This is a genomic window from Roseovarius tibetensis, from assembly GCF_050896375.1.
Classification (GTDB): domain Bacteria; phylum Pseudomonadota; class Alphaproteobacteria; order Rhodobacterales; family Rhodobacteraceae; genus Roseovarius; species Roseovarius tibetensis.
Map to the genome: position 1 here is coordinate 107,073 of NZ_JBPBBB010000009.1, position 18,469 is coordinate 125,541.

The 18,469-nt window shown below is 64.3% G+C and carries 19 protein-coding genes; 5 read left to right on the forward strand and 14 right to left on the reverse strand.

The annotated features are described in order from the left end of the window. Positions 1-115: 115 nt before the first annotated feature. The 5 genes from ACROSR_RS08580 to ACROSR_RS08600 all read right to left on the reverse strand — a co-directional run bounded on the left by ACROSR_RS08580 (position 116) and on the right by ACROSR_RS08600 (position 7,601). Complete coding sequence (locus ACROSR_RS08580; protein WP_432684039.1) at positions 116-538, reverse strand: BLUF domain-containing protein; 423 nt, start codon at positions 536-538, stop codon at positions 116-118. Between the two features lie 340 nt (positions 539-878). Next, a complete protein-coding gene (locus tag ACROSR_RS08585; protein ID WP_432684041.1) occupies positions 879-2,927 on the reverse strand; it encodes a hypothetical protein in 2,049 nt (682 codons plus the stop codon). Continuing rightward, the gene (locus tag ACROSR_RS08590) at positions 2,924-5,695 is read right to left on the reverse strand and encodes a DUF4159 domain-containing protein (RefSeq protein WP_432684043.1); all 2,772 of its coding nucleotides are present in this window, start codon (positions 5,693-5,695) and stop codon (positions 2,924-2,926) included. The genes ACROSR_RS08585 and ACROSR_RS08590 overlap by 4 nt, the downstream gene beginning before the upstream one ends. Then, the gene (locus tag ACROSR_RS08595) at positions 5,695-6,594 is read right to left on the reverse strand and encodes a DUF58 domain-containing protein (protein ID WP_432684045.1); all 900 of its coding nucleotides are present in this window, start codon (positions 6,592-6,594) and stop codon (positions 5,695-5,697) included. The genes ACROSR_RS08590 and ACROSR_RS08595 overlap by 1 nt, the downstream gene beginning before the upstream one ends. After that, entirely contained in the window at positions 6,594-7,601 is a 1,008-nt protein-coding gene (locus ACROSR_RS08600) for an AAA family ATPase (protein WP_432684046.1), read from the reverse strand. The genes ACROSR_RS08595 and ACROSR_RS08600 overlap by 1 nt, the downstream gene beginning before the upstream one ends. Before the next feature lie 69 nt (positions 7,602-7,670). Here ACROSR_RS08600 and ACROSR_RS08605 point away from each other — a divergent pair, with 69 nt between their 5' ends. Then, complete coding sequence (locus ACROSR_RS08605; protein WP_432684048.1) at positions 7,671-8,246, forward strand: DUF1285 domain-containing protein; 576 nt, start codon at positions 7,671-7,673, stop codon at positions 8,244-8,246. An 18-nt stretch (positions 8,247-8,264) separates the two neighbouring features. Here the strand turns inward: ACROSR_RS08605 and queF are convergent, their stop codons facing one another. From queF to queC, 4 genes are read right to left on the reverse strand one after another with little or no spacing between them, the layout of a single operon-like run. Continuing rightward, a complete protein-coding gene (gene queF, locus ACROSR_RS08610) occupies positions 8,265-8,729 on the reverse strand; it encodes a preQ(1) synthase (RefSeq protein WP_432684050.1) in 465 nt (154 codons plus the stop codon). Between the two features lie 12 nt (positions 8,730-8,741). Continuing rightward, complete coding sequence (gene queE / locus ACROSR_RS08615; protein WP_432684052.1) at positions 8,742-9,482, reverse strand: 7-carboxy-7-deazaguanine synthase QueE; 741 nt, start codon at positions 9,480-9,482, stop codon at positions 8,742-8,744. Next, the gene (locus tag ACROSR_RS08620; RefSeq protein WP_432684054.1) at positions 9,461-9,817 is read right to left on the reverse strand and encodes a 6-pyruvoyl trahydropterin synthase family protein; all 357 of its coding nucleotides are present in this window, start codon (positions 9,815-9,817) and stop codon (positions 9,461-9,463) included. Before ACROSR_RS08620 ends, queE begins: the two co-directional genes overlap by 22 nt. Next, positions 9,817-10,515 carry a 7-cyano-7-deazaguanine synthase QueC gene (gene queC / locus ACROSR_RS08625; protein ID WP_432684056.1) on the reverse strand — a complete coding sequence of 233 codons (699 nt, stop codon included), beginning with the start codon at positions 10,513-10,515 and terminating at the stop codon, positions 9,817-9,819. The genes ACROSR_RS08620 and queC overlap by 1 nt, the downstream gene beginning before the upstream one ends. Positions 10,516-10,758: 243 nt before the next feature. Here queC and accB point away from each other — a divergent pair, with 243 nt between their 5' ends. From accB to aat, 3 genes are read left to right on the forward strand one after another with little or no spacing between them, the layout of a single operon-like run. Further along, on the forward strand, positions 10,759-11,244 hold the full coding sequence (accB, locus tag ACROSR_RS08630) for an acetyl-CoA carboxylase biotin carboxyl carrier protein (protein WP_432684058.1): 486 nt from the start codon (positions 10,759-10,761) through the stop codon (positions 11,242-11,244). A 12-nt stretch (positions 11,245-11,256) separates the two neighbouring features. Beyond that, on the forward strand, positions 11,257-12,606 hold the full coding sequence (gene accC, locus ACROSR_RS08635) for an acetyl-CoA carboxylase biotin carboxylase subunit (protein ID WP_432684060.1): 1,350 nt from the start codon (positions 11,257-11,259) through the stop codon (positions 12,604-12,606). Between the two features lie 2 nt (positions 12,607-12,608). Beyond that, a complete protein-coding gene (gene aat / locus ACROSR_RS08640; protein ID WP_432684062.1) occupies positions 12,609-13,250 on the forward strand; it encodes a leucyl/phenylalanyl-tRNA--protein transferase in 642 nt (213 codons plus the stop codon). On the opposite strand, the gene ACROSR_RS08645 is transcribed toward aat, so the two are convergent. From ACROSR_RS08645 to ACROSR_RS08655, 3 genes are read right to left on the reverse strand one after another with little or no spacing between them, the layout of a single operon-like run. Further along, complete coding sequence (locus ACROSR_RS08645) at positions 13,217-13,576, reverse strand: DUF2155 domain-containing protein (protein ID WP_432684064.1); 360 nt, start codon at positions 13,574-13,576, stop codon at positions 13,217-13,219. The two genes, aat and ACROSR_RS08645, sit on opposite strands and share 34 nt — an antisense overlap. Next, the gene (gene mlaD / locus ACROSR_RS08650; protein WP_432684066.1) at positions 13,573-14,028 is read right to left on the reverse strand and encodes an outer membrane lipid asymmetry maintenance protein MlaD; all 456 of its coding nucleotides are present in this window, start codon (positions 14,026-14,028) and stop codon (positions 13,573-13,575) included. The genes ACROSR_RS08645 and mlaD overlap by 4 nt, the downstream gene beginning before the upstream one ends. Positions 14,029-14,039: 11 nt before the next feature. After that, positions 14,040-14,423: an NADH:ubiquinone oxidoreductase subunit NDUFA12 gene (locus ACROSR_RS08655; protein ID WP_432684068.1), complete on the reverse strand. Its 384-nt coding sequence runs from the start codon at positions 14,421-14,423 to the stop codon at positions 14,040-14,042. 266 nt (positions 14,424-14,689) lie between these two features. On the opposite strand from ACROSR_RS08655, the gene ACROSR_RS08660 reads away from it, so the two are divergent. After that, a complete protein-coding gene (locus ACROSR_RS08660; protein WP_432684070.1) occupies positions 14,690-15,034 on the forward strand; it encodes a hypothetical protein in 345 nt (114 codons plus the stop codon). A gap of 341 nt (positions 15,035-15,375) precedes the next feature. On the opposite strand, the gene ACROSR_RS08665 is transcribed toward ACROSR_RS08660, so the two are convergent. Both ACROSR_RS08665 and ACROSR_RS08670 read right to left on the reverse strand, forming a co-directional pair. Beyond that, positions 15,376-15,933: a hypothetical protein gene (locus tag ACROSR_RS08665; RefSeq protein WP_432684072.1), complete on the reverse strand. Its 558-nt coding sequence runs from the start codon at positions 15,931-15,933 to the stop codon at positions 15,376-15,378. Positions 15,934-16,040: 107 nt separating this feature from the next. Beyond that, a partial coding sequence (locus ACROSR_RS08670) for a UvrD-helicase domain-containing protein (RefSeq protein WP_432684074.1) occupies positions 16,041-18,469 on the reverse strand: 2,429 nt, incomplete at its 5' end.

The window sequence follows — 18,469 nt, forward strand, 5'->3', positions numbered from 1 at the left end:
TCTGTCAGCCATGCGCCCGCACTGTGGTCAAGGCGCATGGCGGCATCTGGTATCCGGGCCATCGCGGGGCTGTGCTATCTTTGCGGCACGTGACGGGGGTGAGGGGTCGTGACCGTCAATGGTACGTCCGCCGGGCGCGCTTTTGCTTTGCGACCTCTGCCGCCATGGCCTGAACTTCGCGCAACCGTCGATACGAAAAACCGAACATTTTCAGGTCGGGCACGATCCGCGCCGTTTCATCCGGGCCGAGCAGCTCCATGTGCCAATCGGGAAAATCCCGCTCTTCGAGTTCATGCCTTCCAAAGGGCCTGATATCTTCGTGCCTGTCATCATTGGCTATGCTCTGGAAAAGATCCGTGGTTGTCGCGGGCGGTCCTTCGATTGTCTGCATGAAATACCTGCCATCAAAGAGCAATATGCCAGTGATACCAAGCGCCGCGTTCCTCGGCTGACTTTGGGCGACAATCGAGGCAACCTCGTTGACCGGATCGGTCAAGACCCCCTTGCTGCGATACGATATGGTCAGAAAATCCGTCATTCTGGGTATGTTTGTGTTCCTGTCGGCCTGTTTGTGCCTCTTTTAACGCAAAACCTGTCCGATATGTTTCAAGTTTTAAGGATTCGAACTCGTAAATCCAGGACCGACCACAGCGCCCGCTTGGGCAGTCGGATGTCATGGCAACCCGGCTGGTGTGTTCGCGCACTGGGCGCCTCTCGTATTCCCTAGGTCGGGATCACAACGCTCTGGCACAAGGGGGGTATCAATGGGGCCGCTGTCGCGCCCCGATCCCTTTCATGCATGCCTTAAGGGTCTCAGCCGCAGTCTTGCGCGTCAAGAGCAAGCCCAGAGCGCGACCTCAGGGCCACGCTGTGACCGCTTACCGGCGACCTTCCCGCAGCCAGCCGGCGACGATCAGACCCGTCACCAACAGAAGAACCAGCCACGGTGGCAACAGCGACATCTGGCTGACGCTCGCCGTCTCGTAGGCCCCGCGCGGGGTCAGACCGATCCAGCCGCGTCCGGCCGCCGGGCGGCCCGCCCGCACCTCGCGGATGCGCGGCACACCGTCGGTCATCGCCTGCACGCCGCCATTCGTCGCGTCGATCGCGGGGCGCAGGACGTCGTCGGTGGCAATCGTACGCTCGAACTCGACCGGGGCAGCCGGACCAAGACCGATCACCGCGCTCTGCTCGCCGTTCTCCAGGCGGTAAAGACCGATCTCGGGACCGTCATAAAGCGTCTCGAACCGGCCCGGTGCGACCTCTTCGAGATCGCGTTCCACCACCTCGCCCGAGGGCGTGGTGATCGTCACTGACCCCACCTCGTCCGACAGCGACCGGCGGATGACGCGCATCTGCTGACCCAAAGCCTCGGCGCGCAGCGATTCCTCTTCCAGCTCGGGTTCTTTCATCATCCAGTGCGCCAGCCTGCGCAGCAGAGCGAGTTGCGGCCCGCCGCCCTCGAACCCGCGCCCCCAAAGCCAGGCGTGATCCGATGCCAGCAGCGACACGCGCCCCTCGCCCACACGGTCCAGCAGCAAAAGCGGCCGATCCTCGGCACCCGACATCACCACGTCGCCGCCGGTCGGTGTCACCTCGATCTGGCGCATCCAGCGACCCCAGTCGCGCCCGAACTCGCGCACCAGCCCGGCGGTCACCGGGTGGCGGTCGCCAAGCTCTGTCACGGTGGGGCGGTAGCCTTCTTCGACCACGCGCGCGGTGGGGCGGGCGGGCACGATCTGCTCGAACGGGCCGCGATAGATGCTTTCGGCCCCGGCGAAATCCGGCCCTGCCGCCAATAGCACCGCACCGCCCTGTTCGACATACTGCCTGATATTGTCGAGGTAGAGACCGGGCAGGATTCCGCGCCGCTTGTAGCGGTCAAAGATGATGAGATCGAAGTCATCGATCTTTTCAAGGAACAGTTCCCGCGTCGGAAAGGCGATCAGCGACAGTTCCCGCACCGGCACCCCGTCCTGCTTGTCAGGCGGACGCAGGATCGTGAAATGCACCAGATCGACGGAACTGTCGGATTTCAGAAGGTTGCGCCATGTTCGCGTGCCGGGATGCGGCTCGCCCGAGACCAGAAGCACGCTGAGGCGGTCACGCACGCCATTGATCTGCACAAGCGCGGTGTTGTTGCGGTCGGTCAGCTCGCCCTCCGCCATGGGGGTGGTGAATTGCAGCACGTTGCGCCCGGCATGCGGCAGGGTCACCGGCAGGGTGATCTCTTCGCCCAGGGGCACGGTGAAACGGCGCGCATCCGCCCCGTCAATCGAGATATCCAGCGGCACCTCCGTCACACCCTCGGGGGCCGCGCCATCATCCTCGATACTCAGCGTCAGGCGTACCTCTTCGTCGAGAATGGCAAAGGCCGGCGCGTTGTCGATCCGCAGTCGCCGGTCCCAGTCATCCGCGCGCCCGCTATGCAGAAGGTGCAGCGGCGCGGGAATGTCCGGGGCGCTTTCCATATCGTGGACACGGCCATCGGATAGCAGGATCACCCCGGCGATCCGCCCCAACGGCTCCTCGGCCATGGCTTGTGACAGGGCTGTCATCGCGCGCGTGCCGCCATTCTCGGGTGCGTCGGGCACGGTGATGCGCCGTATCTCGGTGTTGTCACGCGACGCGATACGGTCGGCAAGCGTGTCGGCCATGTCGGCGGTCATCGCCGTTCGGTCGGCAAGACCTTGGCTGGCGCTTTGATCCTCGACCAGCAGGACGATGTCGCTGAGCGGGGTCCGGTCCTCTTGTTGATAGCTCGGACCCGCCAACGCCGCCAGAAGCGCCAGCTCCGCCGCCGCGCGAAACGCCCAGCCCGACAGCCCCCGCCACACTGCAAGGCCAAGCCCCGCCGCGACCAAGGCCACAAGCGCCACAATAAGCCAGATCGGCAAAAGCGGGTCGAAGATCACGCTGCCGGTCATTGTCCCAACCTGTCGAGAAGCGCCGGCACATGCACCTGATCGGATTTGTAGTTGCCGGTCAGCACATGCATCACGAGGTTGACGCCAAACCGGTAGGCCATTTCGCGCTGGCGCTCGCCGGCGTAGCCGCGCCCGACGGGAAAGATCGGGTCACCCCTCTCGTCAACCGCCCAGGCAGAGGCCCAGTCATTGCCGCCGATCACCACCGGGGTGACGCCGTCATTGAGGTTGCGAAACGGCATCCCCTCGATCCGTTCGGCATCGGGGGGAGCGGCCTCGACCCAGACATCGCGACCCTGATGGCGGCCGGGAAAATCGCCCAGCAGGTAGAAGGTACGCGTCAGGACATGATCCTCGGGGACAGGCTCCAACGGCGGGATGTCGAGCGGCTCCGCAAGGCGTTGAAGCTTGGCCCCGTTGGGCGACGACGCGCCAAAGCCCGCGATATCCGCGTCGCGCGTGTCGAACAGGATCATGCCACCGCTGCGCAGGTAGGCGTTGAGCTTGGCATAGGCCGCGTCCGACGGAATCGGCTGATCGGTGGCGATCGGCCAATAAAGGATCGGATAGAAGGCCAGATCGTCATTCTCCAGATCGACCCCGATCGGGGCCGCGGGCTCGACCGTGGTGCGGAATGTCAGCGTGCGGCTCAGGCCCCGCAGACCGGCGCGGGCGGCATCGTCCACCGCCGTGTTGCGGGTCAGCACATGGGCAAGCACGACCTCTGACGTGGCCTCGACCGCGCGGGCCTCATCGGTCTGGGACGAGTCTTGGGCGCGTGCTGTCGTCGGCGCGGCGAGACCGAGTACGAGACACAGCAGTGCCACGGTGCCGGTCGTGGCGCGCGCGGGCCACAGCCGGCCCGACAGCGCCAGCGAGGCTGCGATATCAGCGGTCAGAAGGATCAGCGCCATCGCCAAAAGCCACCCGCCCAACGGCTGCTCTGGGGCGCGGGCCAGCCCCTCGACCGGGATGCGCGCGGGCCATGTGGCCGGCGCCAGCGTCGTGTCGGCGCCGATCACGTTGCGCGCCACGCGGCGTTCGGGCCCGTCGTAAAGCCCCGGCAACAGGTCCGGGCCAAGCGCGGCCTGCAAAAGATCCTCGCCGGCGACGCCCGCCCGTGTGCCGGCATCGCCAAGACGCCCGAAGCCGTCCAGCACCTCGACCGGCTGCCACGTCGTGCCGGCCAGTTCAGCCATGTCCGGCGAGGCCATGGCCGAACTGGCTGCGATCCGTTCCAGCATCTGCACGAAAAGGCCCGAGAGCGGCAAAGACGACCATTCGGCATTTGCGGTGACGTGAAACAGCACGACCTGCCCGGACCCGATCCGCTTGCGCGTGACCAACGGCGTGCCATCGCTGAGCTGGGCGATCACACGCTCGGCCAGGGTCGGGTCCGGCTGCGCCATGACCTGCGCATTGATCGTCACGTCATCCGGGATCGCGAGGCCCCGGAACGGGCTTCCATCAGGGAAGGGCGCAAGGGTCTTGGGCTCTCCCCAGCTCATCGCGCCGCCCACGGTGCGGCCGCCGGCACGCAAGCGTACCGGCATCAGCGGCGCCTCTTGCCGGCGCGACACGTCACTGGCCGCGACGCGCGGCCCGGCAAAGCGCAGCAACACGCCGCCGGCATCGATCCATTCGGTCAGCGCCGTCTCTTCCGCGTTCGACAGCGTCGCGACATCGGCCAGCACGATCACGTCGGGATTGGCCGGAAGCACATCCATCAAGCCGCCGTCCAGCAGGTCGGCGGTCGGCATGAAGGCCTGCTGAAGGTAATGCAGCGGCGACAGAAGCTCCAACCCCTCGCGGTCCTCGCGGCCCGCGATCAGCGCCACCTCGCGGCGTTTCAGCCCGTCATCGGGCAATGTCACGGCGCCGGCCTGATCCATGCCGGCGATCTCGAACCGGGTGATGCGGGCCCGCAGTTCGGGCGGCAGCGACAGCGCGCCGCTGGCCTGTGCCGCGCCGTCCTCGAAGCGGATCGGCAGGGTGGCAAGCACACGCGGCGTGCCGGCCGGATCGCGCCCGTGCGCGTTGACGGTGATCTCGCGGGCCGGGCCGGGTCGGGCGCGCAGCGCGGTCAGGTCCACCATGCCGTCCGAAAGCTGCGCGGGACGCAGGCCGAAGATGGCGCGCGGGCTTTCATGCACGGTGACGGGGCCGCGCGCCTCGAGCGCCGACAAAAGCGTCTCGCGGCCCGGATGCCTCAGGCCGTCAGAGATCCAGCGCGTCTCGATGCCGGTTTCGTCCAGCATGTCGGCGGCGTCGGCGAATGTGTCGGGCGCAGGCCCCCACGGCGCGGGCGCAAGCCCCGGCAGGCGGGCGCGCACCGTCTCGGCGGCTTGGAACACCGGCGGATCGGGGTCGGCCAGATCGAGGATCGCTGCGGCCCGTCCGGCGCGTCCCGCCTCGGCCAGCAGCCCGTCGATCACCGATATCTGCGCCTGCCAGTCGCGGGCGCTGGCCCAACTTGCATCACTGACGATCAACAGCGGATCGCGCGTGGCCATGTCGTCTTCGCCGCGCGGGTTCAGGATCGGCCCGGCCAGCCCGACGATCACCGCCGCCACCGCCAGCATCCGCAGCAGCAACAGCCACCACGGCGTGCGATCAGACACCGTGTCGTCATCCGTCAGCCCCAGCAGAAGAGCAACGCCGGGAAAGCGGCGGCGGATCGGCGCCGGCGGCACGGCGCGCAGGATGAACCACAGCACCGGCAACGCGGCGAGCGCCAGAAGCAGCCAGGGTGCCGCGAATCCCAGCATCAGCCCGCCACCCCCTTGTCGAGCGCACGGTACAGCCACAGAAGGGCCGATTGCGCGCTGTCGCCCGTGTGGTGCAGGCCGTGACGCCAACCAGTCGCAGCACAAAGACCGGCAAGCTCGGCCTTGCGCTCGGCCAGCCGCGCGAGGTAGCGGTCGCGCAGATCTCCGGCCTTCAGCGTCTCATGCGCCATGCTGCCGCCCATACTTTCAAAGATGGTGCGTCCCCGATAGGGAAACGCCTCTTCCGCCGGATCCAGCACCTGGTAGACGACGCCGCGCACGCCCCGATCAGCCGCGCGGGTCAACGCTTGGCGCAGCCCGCTCAGATCCCCCATGAAATCGGATATCAGCAGCGCGCGCCCCTGCGGCACCAGCCCGGTCATGTCGGGGATCGCGTAATCCTCGGCACTGTCTTCGGTCAGCGCGAGGCCAAGCCGGGTCAGTTGTGCCTGACCGCGTCGCGGCGGCAGGGATATGCCGGTCAGGCCCACCCGTTCGCCGCCGCGCACCAGACACACGGCGATCGACAGCGCCAGCAAGCGCGCGCGATCCGCCTTTTCAGGTAGGCCGGGATCGCTGGTGAACCGCATCGAGGCGGCGGGATCGACCCAGAGCATGACGCTTTGCGCGATCTGCCATTCGGTCTGGCGCACGAATTCCACATCAGAGCGGGCGGACCGCCGCCAGTCGATCATCCGGCGGCTGTCGCCCTGTTGCACCGGGCGGTATTGCCAGAAATCATCCCCCGGCCCGGCCCGCCTGCGCCCGTGTTCGCCCAGCAGGACGGTCCCCGCCAGATGCTCGGCGCGCGCCAGAAGCGGCGGCAGGCGCGCGGCCTCGGCCTCGGCCCGTGGACGCAGGGCGTCGGAACGCGGAGGATGAGCGACGGGGTCGGACATCAGGCAGCGGCCTGCGCGTGCGTGATTTCCTCGACCGTGCGCGCGATCAGCGCATCAAGCCTGTCACCCCGCGCCCGTGCGGCAAAGTTGAGCGCCATGCGATGCCCCAGCACCGGCTGCGCCATCGCCGCCACGTCGCCCGCATCGGGGGCCAGCCGGCCCTGCAGCATCGCCCGCGCGCGCACCGTCAGCATCAGCGCCTGCGCGGCACGCGGCCCCGGCCCCCACGCCACGCTTTCGCGGATCCGGTCATTTGCGGTTGGATCATCGGGACGACAGGCGCGCACGAGATCGAGGATGGCTTCCATCACCGTCTCGCCCACCGGCATGCGACGCAGCATCCTTTGCGCGTCGATCAGCCCGGCCGGGGTGAAGACGGCATGCGCCTCTTCGTCTTCGATGCCGGTTGTGGCGACGAGGATGGCGCGCTCTGTGTCGCGGTCGGGATAGGGCACCTCGATCTGGACGAGAAACCGGTCGAGCTGGGCCTCGGGCAGCGGATAGGTGCCTTCCTGTTCGATCGGGTTCTGGGTGGCGAGCACATGGAACGGCGGGGTCAGCGGGCGGTTCTGGCCAGCTACCGTCACCTGCCGCTCCTGCATCGCCTGCAGCAGTGCCGATTGCGTGCGCGGGCTGGCGCGGTTGATTTCGTCGGCCATCAGAAGCTGGCAGAATATCGGCCCCTCGATGAACTTGAACGCGCGCGCCCCGTCGTCGGATGTCTCCAGCACCTCGCTGCCGAGTATGTCGGCGGGCATCAGGTCGGGGGTGAATTGCACCCGGTTTGTATCAAGCCCCATCACCGTACCGAGGGTTTCCACCAGCCGCGTCTTGCCAAGCCCCGGCAGCCCGATCAGCAGGCCGTGCCCCCCACTGAGAAGCGCCGCAAGCGACAGGTCCACGACCTGTTCCTGACCGACGAAGCGCCGCGTGATCGACTGACGCGCCTCGGCCAGCTTGCCCTCCAGCGCGTCGAGACCGGCGAGAAGATCGAGGTCGTCGTTCATGGCAAAACTCCTCAGGGTTCTATATCCGTACAAAGCAACATATCGTGCGTAACAGGAATGGCAAAACCAATGAGCGACAAATCCCTCACCACGCCCTCGGTCGACGGTATCGCCGCCTCTGTGCGCGCCGCGACGGGCCGCGGCCTACCACCCGTGCACGAGTGGAACCCGCCCTTTCTAGGCGATATCGACATGCGGATCGCCCGTGACGGGACATGGTTCTACGAAGGGTCGCCGATTCGCAGGCCGGGACTCGTGCGGCTGTTCTCGACCATCCTGCGACGCGACGGCGATGCCTATTTTCTCGTCACACCGGTGGAAAAGGTGGGGATCACCGTCGAGGACGCGCCCTTTGTGGCCGTGGATTTCGAGGTGACGGGCGACGGGCCGGACATGTCCCTGACCTTCGAGACCAATGTCGGCGATCACGTCACCGCCGGCCCGGAACATCCGATACGCGTGACCCATGCGGATACCACTGGCGAGCCGTCGCCCTATGTCATGGTGCGCGCCGGACTTGACGCGCTGATCGACCGCAAGAGCTTTTACCGGCTGGCCGAGATCGGCGATCGGCAGAACGGATGGTTCGGCCTGTGGTCCGGGGGCGCGTTCTTTCGCATATTGCCGGAGACGGATCTGCCCTGACCTGCGCGGCGCGGTGCGTCAGCCCCGCCCCCGATAGGGCGGCACGCCCTGATCCGGGATCCAGACGCCGTCGGGGCAGGTGCCGGTCTGCCAGAACACGTCGATGGGAATACCCCCGCGCGGGTACCAGTAGCCACCGATTCGCAGCCACTGGGGATCGAGGAAATCGACCAGCCGGCGCGCGATGGTCAGCGTGCAATCCTCGTGGAAGGCGCCGTGATTGCGAAAGCTGGTGAGGTAAAGCTTCAGCGATTTGCTCTCTACCAGCCAGTCACCGGGCACGTAGTCGATGACCAGATGCGCGAAATCCGGCTGTCCGGTCATCGGGCAAAGCGAGGTGAATTCCGGCGCGGTGAAGCGCACGTTGTAGATCACGTCGGCCTGCGGGTTCCGCACCCGTTCCAGCACCGCCGCATCGGGGTTTTGCGGGATCTGCGCCGCGCCGCCCAACTGCTTGAGATCCTTGTAGATGTCGTCGTTCATTTCTGGTCTCCTTCAGACACCGCGCTGGTTCCCCCAGAGCGTCACATGCAGTTGCGGCAGCACCGTGGCGGTGAACCATCCGTCCCCGACGACCCGGTCCACCAGCCAGCGCATCCGGGCGTCGATGCCGCCCTGATCCACGACGGCACTGTCATCGTCGGGTGGCGGCGGTGTGTGATTGCCCGGCTGCAGGTAGAGCGGCAGATCGGGATAGCGCCCCGCCACCTCGCGCGCCCAGAGGTAATCCGCCTCGTCGAAGATCACGATCTTGAGCACGGTTGGCGCGCCACGGCCCGCGTCGCGGCATGCCTCGAAATCGCCCCAGTCCACCTCCATACCCGAAGAGGGTGGCTTGGGGCTGAGAACCAGCATGTCGAGATCCGCAAACCAGTCGCGCGCCACGCTGCCCTGCGTTTCCAGCGCGAAGCGGTAGCCGCGCGCATGGCCCAGTTCGATCAGCGGCCCCAACGGCTGGATCGCGGGGTTGCCACCCGACAGCGTGACCATCAGGGGGCGGTCACCCGACAGCCGTGCGACCTCGGCCATCACGGCATCCGCCGTCATCGGCGTCCACGTCGCGCGGTAGGCGCTGTCGACGGCGTGCAGGCTGTCGCACCAGTCGCAACGGTAATCGCAGCCGCCCGTCCGCACGAAGACGGTGGGCTGGCCGATCAGCGCCCCCTCGCCCTGAATGGTGGGGCCGAAGAGTTCCGAGACGCGGATGAGGTCGGTCACGGCCGGTATTCCGCCCATGTCTTGGGGGTCTCGCTGACCTTTGCGGCCGTTACCTCGGGCCAGCGGGCGCGGCACCACTCGTAGAAATGCCGCGCCATGCGTTCGGCGGTGACACAATCGTCGCCCAGCACATCGTTGAGATGCCGGTGGTCAAGCGTGTCATCGATATAGACCTTCAGCTCTGCCAGGTCGTGGTAGTCGCGCACAAAGCCGTGGCCGGTCAGATCCTCGGCCGCCAGTTCGATCACCACGATGTAGTTATGCCCGTGCAGCCGGGCGCATTGATGGGTCGCAGGCAGATCGACAAGCTGGTGCGAGGCGGAAAAGTGGAATTCCTTGGTAATCCGGTACATCACGCCCCCCTTTCGGCGATCGCCGCCCGCCAATAGTCGGGATCGGCATAGTCGGTTGGATCGGAGACCCCGGCGAGGTGGAACGCCTCGCGCCGCTCGACACAGGTGCCGCAGCGCCCGCAATGCCGGGTCTCGCCCTTGTAGCACGACCATGTCTCGGCAAACGGCACGCCGTGGCGTGCGCCATCGGCGACGATATCGGCCTTGGAGCCATCGATATAGGGCGTTTGCAGCCGCACGTCTGCCACCCCGTCGAGGGCCGCGTCCTGCATGGTCTGGAAGGCGCGGGTGAACGCGGGGCGGCAATCGGGATAGATGAAATGATCGCCGCCATGCATCGCGGCGGCGACCGCATCGGCCTTTTGCGCCGCGGCCATGCCGAAGGCCACCGTCAGCATGATCGCGTTGCGGTTGGGCACGATGGTGATCTTCATGGTGTCTTCGGCGTAATGCCCGTCGGGCACCGCCACATCATCGGTCAGCGCCGATCCCGACAGCGCGGCGCCGATCTGGCGGATATCCACGACCTTTTGCGGCACCCCGAGGCGGGCTGCGCAGGCCGCGGCATACTCGACCTCCTTCACGTGGCGCTGCCCGTAATCGAAGCTGAGCAGGGCGATCAACGTATCTTCCTGCGCGACCCGATGGGCCAGCGACACGGAATCGAGCCCGCCAGAGCAGATGACAATCGTCTTCATGGTTCGTCCTTGTTTTGAGCGGGTAGGCTGCGACCGCATATACGGGGCTTGCTAACGTCGAACAGGGGCGAGAACAAGCACACGGGCGGGCCGAATGGGGCCCCGAAGCCGCCGAATTGGGACATTGTGCCCGGATACGGTCATAATGGCGGCTTTTCTCAGGTCGCGCCTTGCCCTATACACCCTGTGAATAAAATGCGACGCGTCCGAAGTGGGGCCACGTCGCTATGGCCGAGGAATCAAATGTCGAACGAATCCCATGTATCGGACGTGGCCTTCATCAGGGCCCTTGCGGAGTTGCTTAACGAGAACGACCTGACGGAATTGTCGGTCAAGCGCGAATACGGACAGGACGACACCCTCAACGTCCGCGTAAGCCGACGCGGCGAGACGGTGACCACGCAGGTCAGCGCGGCCCCCGCACCTGCCGCGGCCGAGCCTGCGCAGCCCGCCGCGGCCGCCGCGCCGCTGTCGGTCGAAGATCCGACAAGCCATCCCGGCGCCGTGACCTCGCCGATGGTCGGCAGCGTCTACATGCAGGCCGAACCGGGCGCCCCGTCCTTTGTCAGCGTGGGCCAGACCGTGAGCGAGGGCGACACGCTGCTGATCATCGAGGCGATGAAAACGATGAACCATATCCCCGCACCGCGCGGGGGCATCGTCACCCGGATCCTGATCGAGGACGGCGCGGCGGTGGAATATGGTGCCCCCCTGATGATCATTGAATAGGGGCCGGCGCGCATGTTCGAGAAAATCCTCATCGCCAACCGGGGCGAGATTGCCCTGCGCGTGATCCGCGCCGCCCGCGAGATGGGCATCCAGACGGTCGCCGTGCATTCCACCGCCGATGCCAACGCGATGCATGTGCGCATGGCCGACGAATCGGTCTGCATCGGGCCGCCGCCCTCGGCCGACAGCTATCTGTCGATCCCGGCGATCATCGCCGCCTGCGAGGTGACGGGCGCGCAGGCCATCCATCCCGGCTATGGCTTTCTGTCGGAAAACGCCAATTTCGTGCAGATCGTCGAGGATCACGACCTGACCTTCATCGGTCCCTCGGCCGAGCATATTCGCATCATGGGCGACAAGATCACCGCCAAGGAGACGATGAAGGCCCTTGGCGTGCCGTGCGTGCCCGGCTCCGAGGGGGGGATTGTCGATCTCGACGCCGCGCAGGCCCTGTGTGCCGAGACCGGCTACCCGGTGATCGTCAAGGCCACCGCGGGCGGCGGCGGGCGCGGCATGAAGGTGGCGCAAGGCCCCAAGGACCTCGAACGGGCCTTTCACACCGCGCGGTCCGAGGCCAAGGCGGCATTTGGCAATGACGAGGTCTATATCGAGAAATACCTCGCCACCCCGCGCCATATCGAGGTTCAGGTATTCGGCGACGGCAAGGGCCGCGCCGTGCATCTGGGCGAACGCGACTGCTCGCTTCAGCGCCGCCACCAGAAGGTGCTGGAAGAGGCCCCCGGCCCATGCATCACGCCCGAGGAACGGGCGCGCATCGGGGCGATCTGCGCCGAGGCCTGCGCCAGCATCAACTATCGCGGCGCCGGCACGATCGAGTTTCTCTACGAGAACGGCGAGTTCTTCTTCATCGAGATGAACACCCGCCTGCAGGTCGAGCATCCGGTGACCGAGGCGATCTTCGGTGTCGACCTTGTGCAGGAACAGATCCGCGTGGCCGAGGGCCTGCCGATGTCGTTCAGCCAAGAGGATCTGCGCATCAACGGCCATGCCATCGAGGTCCGCATCACCGCCGAGAAGCTGCCCGATTTCGCGCCGCGTCCGGGCACCATCACGCAGTTTCACGCCCCCGGCGGGCTTGGCGTGCGGATGGATTCGGCGCTGTATGACGGGTACAAGATTCCGCCGCATTACGACAGCCTGATCGCCAAGCTGATCGTGCACGGGGCCGACCGGCAGGGCGCATTGACCCGTCTGGCGCGGGCACTTGGCGAATTGATCATCGACGGCGTGGACACCACCATACCGCTTTTCCATGCGCTCTTGCAGGAAGAGGCCATCCAGACCGGAAACTATAACATTCACTGGCTGGAACACTGGCTGGAAACCAATCTGCAAGCCTGACGATGGCACCCGCGCTGACCCCCGCGCTGTTGCTTCAGGCCTACGCGGCGGGCATTTTCCCGATGGCCGAGCATCGCGACGACCCGGATGTCTTCTGGGTCGATCCTCCATATCGCGGCATCCTGCCGCTGGACGAATTCCACATCTCGCGCAGCCTCGCGCGGCGCATGCGGCGGGGGGCCTACGCGGCGTCACTCAACGCCGATTTCGAGGGGGTGCTGCGTGGCTGCGCCGACCGGCCCGATACATGGATCAGCGGGCCGATCCACGCGACCTACATGGCGCTGCACCGGACCGGCCACGCGCATTCGCTGGAAATCCGGCAGGATGGCGCGCTTGCCGGAGGGGTGTACGGCGTGGCTATTGGCGGGGCCTTCTTCGGGGAAAGCATGTTCTCGCGGCGCACGGATGCATCCAAGCTGGCGCTTGCGCATCTGACCGACCACCTGTTGCGCTGTGGCTTCAAACTGTTCGACACGCAGTTCATCACCCCGCATCTGGCGCGGCTGGGTGGGCGCGAGATCCCGCGCAATTCCTATCGCCGGTACTTGCATCACGCGCTTGGACTAGAGGTGGACGTCACCGATACGCGGTTCGATCCCGACCCGCGTCATGTCCTGCACCGCAGAACCCAAACATCGTAGCGGTGATGCTCCAGCGGGTTGAGCGCGGGCGACGAGGCCAGCATCCAGCCCGAGAAGATCCGCTCGTCCTTGACGGTTTCATGTACCGTCACGAATGCGTAGGCATCGCCCTCGGGGTTTTCCGACGGGTAGCGGCATTCGTCCAGCCGCACGCGCAAGGTGCCGAACTCTACCGCCTCTCCATTCGACAGGTCGAAATCCTGTGTATGCCCGTTGACCCGGTCGAGACCGCGCAGGATCGCGCCCTGCCCGCGTGTTGCGGGTTCCTGGGCGACACCGGGCGCGGCCAGCGTCAGCACAAGACAGGTCAGCAGCGCGCGCGTCATTGCGACGCACCGTCGTCGCCCGATACGAACTGCGTCAAGAGCGAGATGAGGCTGATCGACCCTTGCGTGAATTCAATCTCGTCGCCCGCCGCGAGATAGAACGGCGAGCCACCCGGCAGGATCTCGACATAATTGCCCCCGAGAAGCCCCTCGGACGAGATCGACACGGCGCTGTCCTCTGGCACCTTGATGCCGTCATCCACGGTAAACACCGTCACGGCACGGTAGGTTTCAGGATCGAGCGTGATATCGGTCACGCGACCGATCTTGACCCCGGCAAGGCGCACATCCGTGCCCACGCTCACCCCGTCGGCGCTGCGGAAGCTCGCGCCAAGCTCGTATTCCGCGCCGCTTCGGGTCATGCCCGTGGTCTGGCCCGCATAGACGAGAAAGCCTACGGCAACGGCCAGCACGATACCGCCGACCAGACTCTCGGTCCTGCTTTCGGTCATGTGCGGCGTCCCTAGTCCGGCGTCCAGGCTTCGTAATCGCGCCGCTCCACCGGTGCCGTGCGCCGGATCGAGCCGGCCGGCGCGTAGGCCAGAGCCGTCCCCGTCAGGTTCTCGATATGCGGCTTTTCCCACGACTTGTGCGGCAGCGGCCTTTCGGTGGGTGGTTCCTTGAAGGTGTGATGCAGCCAGCCGTGCCAGTCGGCATCGACCCGGCTTGCCTCGGGCTCTCCATTGTAGATCACCCAGCGACGCTTGCCGTCCCGGGTTTGGTAGAAGATGTTTCCCTGCGCGTCCTCGCCAACCCTGACGCCATTGCGCCATGTGTAGAACTGCGTGTTGAGCGTCTGACCGTTCCACCAAGTCACGGAGCGCAGCAGCGTGTCGAGAATACCCATCAGAACCTCCGGGATTGCATGTCACCGATATGGCGGATTTGGCGGCGAAGGTCCAGTGCGACGTTGCACGGCGGATCGCCGGGGCGCCATGGCCACACGGATCGGCACGACCCTGCCGGGCGCCGTCCCCCTGCGACGATACCGTGCGTTTTCCGGCCACGGGGGCCGTGATATCCGTGATTGAAAAACATCCGTCGATGCGGCAAGCACGCCATGATATTGATGACCGCGACTGCGGGCGGTCCGGAATGATCTGGGGATCAGCCATGAAGAAAATCGTTCTGCTCAGCGTGATTCTCGGCCTTGCCGGCTGTGGCGGCGTGAACCGGTTCGAGGGCAATACACGCGCCGTTCAACCCATGGCCTCGGGCCCGCTGTCGAATGCCTGCCTGACATCGGATCGCAAGGCCCGCTCGCAGGCGCTGTGCGGGTGCATCCAGGCGGTGGCGAACGACACGCTGTCGTCAGCGGATCAGCGGCGCGCGGTGGGATTCTACACCGATCCACATGCGGCACAGGTGATCCGGCAATCCGACCGCGCGCGCGACGAACGGTTCTGGCGCAACTACACCGAATACGCCACGAGGGCCGAGCGCATCTGCACGGCCTAGCAGACTGGCCGGGACGGACGCGTTCCATCCCGCAAAGCGCGTAGTGGTGGCCCACTGAAAAGGCCAGATGACGGGTTCGAGCCCGCATCGACCGCCGGCAGTGGCCGGATACTGCACCTGCATTCGGCAGGTGCCAGCCCAAACTCGACACTCGTCCCGAGCCATCGCCAGCAGGGGCCAGCGACAGAGTGGGCGAGGAGCGGAAGTTCGCTGCGCATCACATCAATGACCGCGATGCGCAGCATAGCAAACATCGCATTTGAGAAACCCAATTCTAAGGGTCCGACGCTTCAGACCAATGGGCGAAGCCGCTCGTGCGGCCACGGGATGGTACACCGCCGCTACGCTGACGGAGACAGTTCGTTTACTGCGATGACGTCAGACAGTTTGACCCGGCCACTATCGACGGCCGCTGCCTTTCTCTCAGATGCATCGTCACCTTCCGCATCGTTGTGCTGGATCGGGGCCCAGCTACTCATCGAAGAGATATAAGCGAGGACGTTTGTGTGGGCGCTATTATGGCTGAAAGAGACAATTTCCCGGCTAGCATCAACCTTCAGGGTGTCCTTCAAACATTTGACCAGAAAGGCCCCGATGGCTTGCGATGCAGCTGATCGGAATTTCTCGGTCTCGAAGGGCCCTCCAAAAGATGCAGAGCCACCAGGTGCTGCAACCGCGAAGTAGTAATCCGGGCAGGTATAATAGGCAAAATATGGGCTGCCAGATTTGCAAACAAATGCGACCTCCATGATCTTGCCCTCAAAGTGGTCTTTGGGAAAATTTCGGGCCGCTTCTCCAGTGAAAAGTATTTTTCCGCCTAGAGTTATCGAAACGACATCCAAATCGTGCCCCATGACGCGAAGCTTACTCTGGGTTTCCTTCTTGAAAAGGCCAAACACTGACTTTCCTTTCTCTTTCTGCTCTTGTTTGCGCGACCCTGATTAGCAATCAACTTTTGTCTCGGGGCCGCAGGGATTGTGACAAGCTGAATTTCTCGCTCACAATGTCATCTTGATTTGGCACTCGGCCTGATAGCGGCCTGCTCGATGTCGCCCACCCCTTCAATTTGTCCCGCCTCACGTGATTTGATTTCCGACACAGAGGCCTTTCCATGGCAATCGGAGTAACGGATGCAGCCGAAGAAATCGCCGTAGCGCCCATGTCTCTCTACAAGCCAGCCATTCGAGCATTTGGGGCATTCATGGTGGCTGGCACCGCAATGTGAGCATTCGAGTATCCCCGAAGGCCCCGAAGGCCCCGAAACCGTCGGCATCCCGATCCCGCAATGACTGCAGGCGGGCACGTAATTGCTGCACATGAGGCGGTGCTCGCATCGGAACCATACTCTGCTATCCCGGGCAGGCATTGGAAGCAAGCGCCCACCGCATTCGCTGCAGGGCACATGTCCAGCCATCGACCCGGTCGATGTCGCGAGACCGTACTCAGTATCTGAAACCAATTCTCGAACGAAGCATGAGGGCTCGGCTTCAGACGCCAGCAGCGAGACGGTTGAGCGTGCGCGGGTCATTGCCACATACATGATCCGCCGTTCTTCGGCGTGTTGGAATGGCTCTCCTTCCGGTGAGACAAGGCTCAGGATCGGGTCATCGGTGATTTCGGACGGGAAACCATACTTGCCATTGTTGCACCCAAGGATGACGACGTGATCGGCTTCCAGCGCCTTTGAGCCGTGGATCGTCTTAAAGCTCAACGACAGATTTGGGAACTTTTGACCGATAGCCGCCATGTCGGGCCGCTCGTGACGATACCTTGCCAAAAGAAGAACGCTGGCCACCTTGCCGGACCCGCGATCCTCGGCCCTGAGTTCCGTCAGATTGGCCAAGGTTTCAAGAAGTTCATTCTCCTGTTTGGCCTTCTTCGTCCAAACGACACGCAGCGCCGGGCCTTCTGCGGCACCGGCCGGAATGATAGTCTTTTCGATCTGTGCGGGGTTTTGACGAATGAACCGTTGCGCTGCGAGAGCGATCTTGTCCACCGACCGGAAAGTCCGGCCGAGGTCCACGACTTGATGGATATCCTTCTGGAGGCCGAACTCGCCGCCGAACTTGGGGCCAAAGCTGCGCATGATATGGATGTCCGCACCCGCAAAGCGGTAGATCGACTGCCAGTCATCCCCAACCGCGAAAATCCGGGCGTCCTCATGCTGAGCCTTCAAGGCGCCAACAAGACGCGCCCGATCTTGCGAGATGTCTTGGAACTCGTCAACGAGGATATGCCGGAACGGGCTTTGATACGCCCCGCTCTCGACGTATCCAGCGGCCCGAAGAACCATGTCCTCGAAGTCGATCCTCTCGCCCAATTCATGCTGATATTGGCGGAGCACTGGGTCAAACACCGCAAGAAACGCTCTGCCGCGCTCGCCCATGTTAAACTTGTCCGCCTTCGATCGGCATGCGGCCAGGGTATAGCTGCCACCCTTGAACTGAAGCAGGAACGTGCCAAGCAGCTGCGTAAAACTATCGATATGCCCCATCTCCACGACGCGGTCATAGATGGTCTCAATCGGCCGCGGCCGCAGCGTTACATGTGAATCAAGCTTTTCGGCCAGCGCCCCGAGGAGGCGGCCTTCTTGACGTTCGTAGCTGTAGGTTTCGATGAGTTGAGTTTCAAAACTGGAATGGACTTTTCGCTTCCATTCCATCGACTCTAGGTAATCCTTGCGATCGACAAACGGCGCCGTGACAAGCATCTCTCCAAAGCCAATTGGTGACTTGGCTTTTCTGACACCAAAGTGCTCGAGGTAGATGCCGCTCTCGGTCAGGCGAAAATCTGGAGTATAACCTCGCCGCCCCGAATCTGGCAGGCGATGTTCGTACTGCGGCTCATACTCATATTCGATACCGTTTCGATACAACCAGTTGGCGATCAGGAACTCTTCGTAGCTGCGAACCTTTTCGCCTTGAAGCGTTCGAAGATTGAGGCTTTCCACATGGGTATACCAAGCGTGCTTGGTATCGTAGTCCCATTCGCCACCGCATTCGATGGGGAACTGAGTGAACCAATCGACGATCACATTCGTAATCTTTTCGTCCGTCGCGACTAGGTGCCGAAGAATCCGCTGGATCACGTCGGAATACCGCTTCTGGTCCCCGGCATGTGAAGCAAGAGGTGGTTTCGTGCCCTCTACCTGACCGATGATGTGGTAGGCCAACGCGTGGAATGTCCACGCCTTGACTGGCACGTTACACGCCCGGCCTATGCGCGTGGCCATCTCATTTGCGGCCTCTTTCCCAAAGGCCAATGGAAGAACTTCTCCAGGTTCACGGATACCCGATTTCAGCAGGTAGGCGGCTTTCGCGGTGATGACGCTTGTTTTGCCTGACCCCGCACCAGCGAGGTAAGCATTCGCCGAAGGCCGTTTGAACTTAACGGTTCTTCTTCTCGTCAGCCAAGATGCGTTCGATGACGTCAGCT

What these genes read in the sequence shown, in the direction of transcription:
- ACROSR_RS08580 (WP_432684039.1), bottom strand. Translation starts at nt 538, where the DNA reads ATGACGGATTTTCTGACCATATCGTATCGCAGCAAGGGGGTCTTGACC.
- ACROSR_RS08585 (WP_432684041.1), bottom strand. Translation starts at nt 2,927, where the DNA reads ATGACCGGCAGCGTGATCTTCGACCCGCTTTTGCCGATCTGGCTTATT.
- ACROSR_RS08590 (WP_432684043.1), bottom strand. Translation starts at nt 5,695, where the DNA reads ATGCTGGGATTCGCGGCACCCTGGCTGCTTCTGGCGCTCGCCGCGTTG.
- ACROSR_RS08595 (WP_432684045.1), bottom strand. Translation starts at nt 6,594, where the DNA reads ATGTCCGACCCCGTCGCTCATCCTCCGCGTTCCGACGCCCTGCGTCCA.
- ACROSR_RS08600 (WP_432684046.1), bottom strand. Translation starts at nt 7,601, where the DNA reads ATGAACGACGACCTCGATCTTCTCGCCGGTCTCGACGCGCTGGAGGGC.
- ACROSR_RS08605 (WP_432684048.1), top strand. Translation starts at nt 7,671, where the DNA reads ATGAGCGACAAATCCCTCACCACGCCCTCGGTCGACGGTATCGCCGCC.
- queF (WP_432684050.1), bottom strand. Translation starts at nt 8,729, where the DNA reads ATGAACGACGACATCTACAAGGATCTCAAGCAGTTGGGCGGCGCGGCG.
- queE (WP_432684052.1), bottom strand. Translation starts at nt 9,482, where the DNA reads ATGGGCGGAATACCGGCCGTGACCGACCTCATCCGCGTCTCGGAACTC.
- ACROSR_RS08620 (WP_432684054.1), bottom strand. Translation starts at nt 9,817, where the DNA reads ATGTACCGGATTACCAAGGAATTCCACTTTTCCGCCTCGCACCAGCTT.
- queC (WP_432684056.1), bottom strand. Translation starts at nt 10,515, where the DNA reads ATGAAGACGATTGTCATCTGCTCTGGCGGGCTCGATTCCGTGTCGCTG.
- accB (WP_432684058.1), top strand. Translation starts at nt 10,759, where the DNA reads ATGTCGAACGAATCCCATGTATCGGACGTGGCCTTCATCAGGGCCCTT.
- accC (WP_432684060.1), top strand. Translation starts at nt 11,257, where the DNA reads ATGTTCGAGAAAATCCTCATCGCCAACCGGGGCGAGATTGCCCTGCGC.
- aat (WP_432684062.1), top strand. Translation starts at nt 12,609, where the DNA reads ATGGCACCCGCGCTGACCCCCGCGCTGTTGCTTCAGGCCTACGCGGCG.
- ACROSR_RS08645 (WP_432684064.1), bottom strand. Translation starts at nt 13,576, where the DNA reads ATGACGCGCGCGCTGCTGACCTGTCTTGTGCTGACGCTGGCCGCGCCC.
- mlaD (WP_432684066.1), bottom strand. Translation starts at nt 14,028, where the DNA reads ATGACCGAAAGCAGGACCGAGAGTCTGGTCGGCGGTATCGTGCTGGCC.
- ACROSR_RS08655 (WP_432684068.1), bottom strand. Translation starts at nt 14,423, where the DNA reads ATGGGTATTCTCGACACGCTGCTGCGCTCCGTGACTTGGTGGAACGGT.
- ACROSR_RS08660 (WP_432684070.1), top strand. Translation starts at nt 14,690, where the DNA reads ATGAAGAAAATCGTTCTGCTCAGCGTGATTCTCGGCCTTGCCGGCTGT.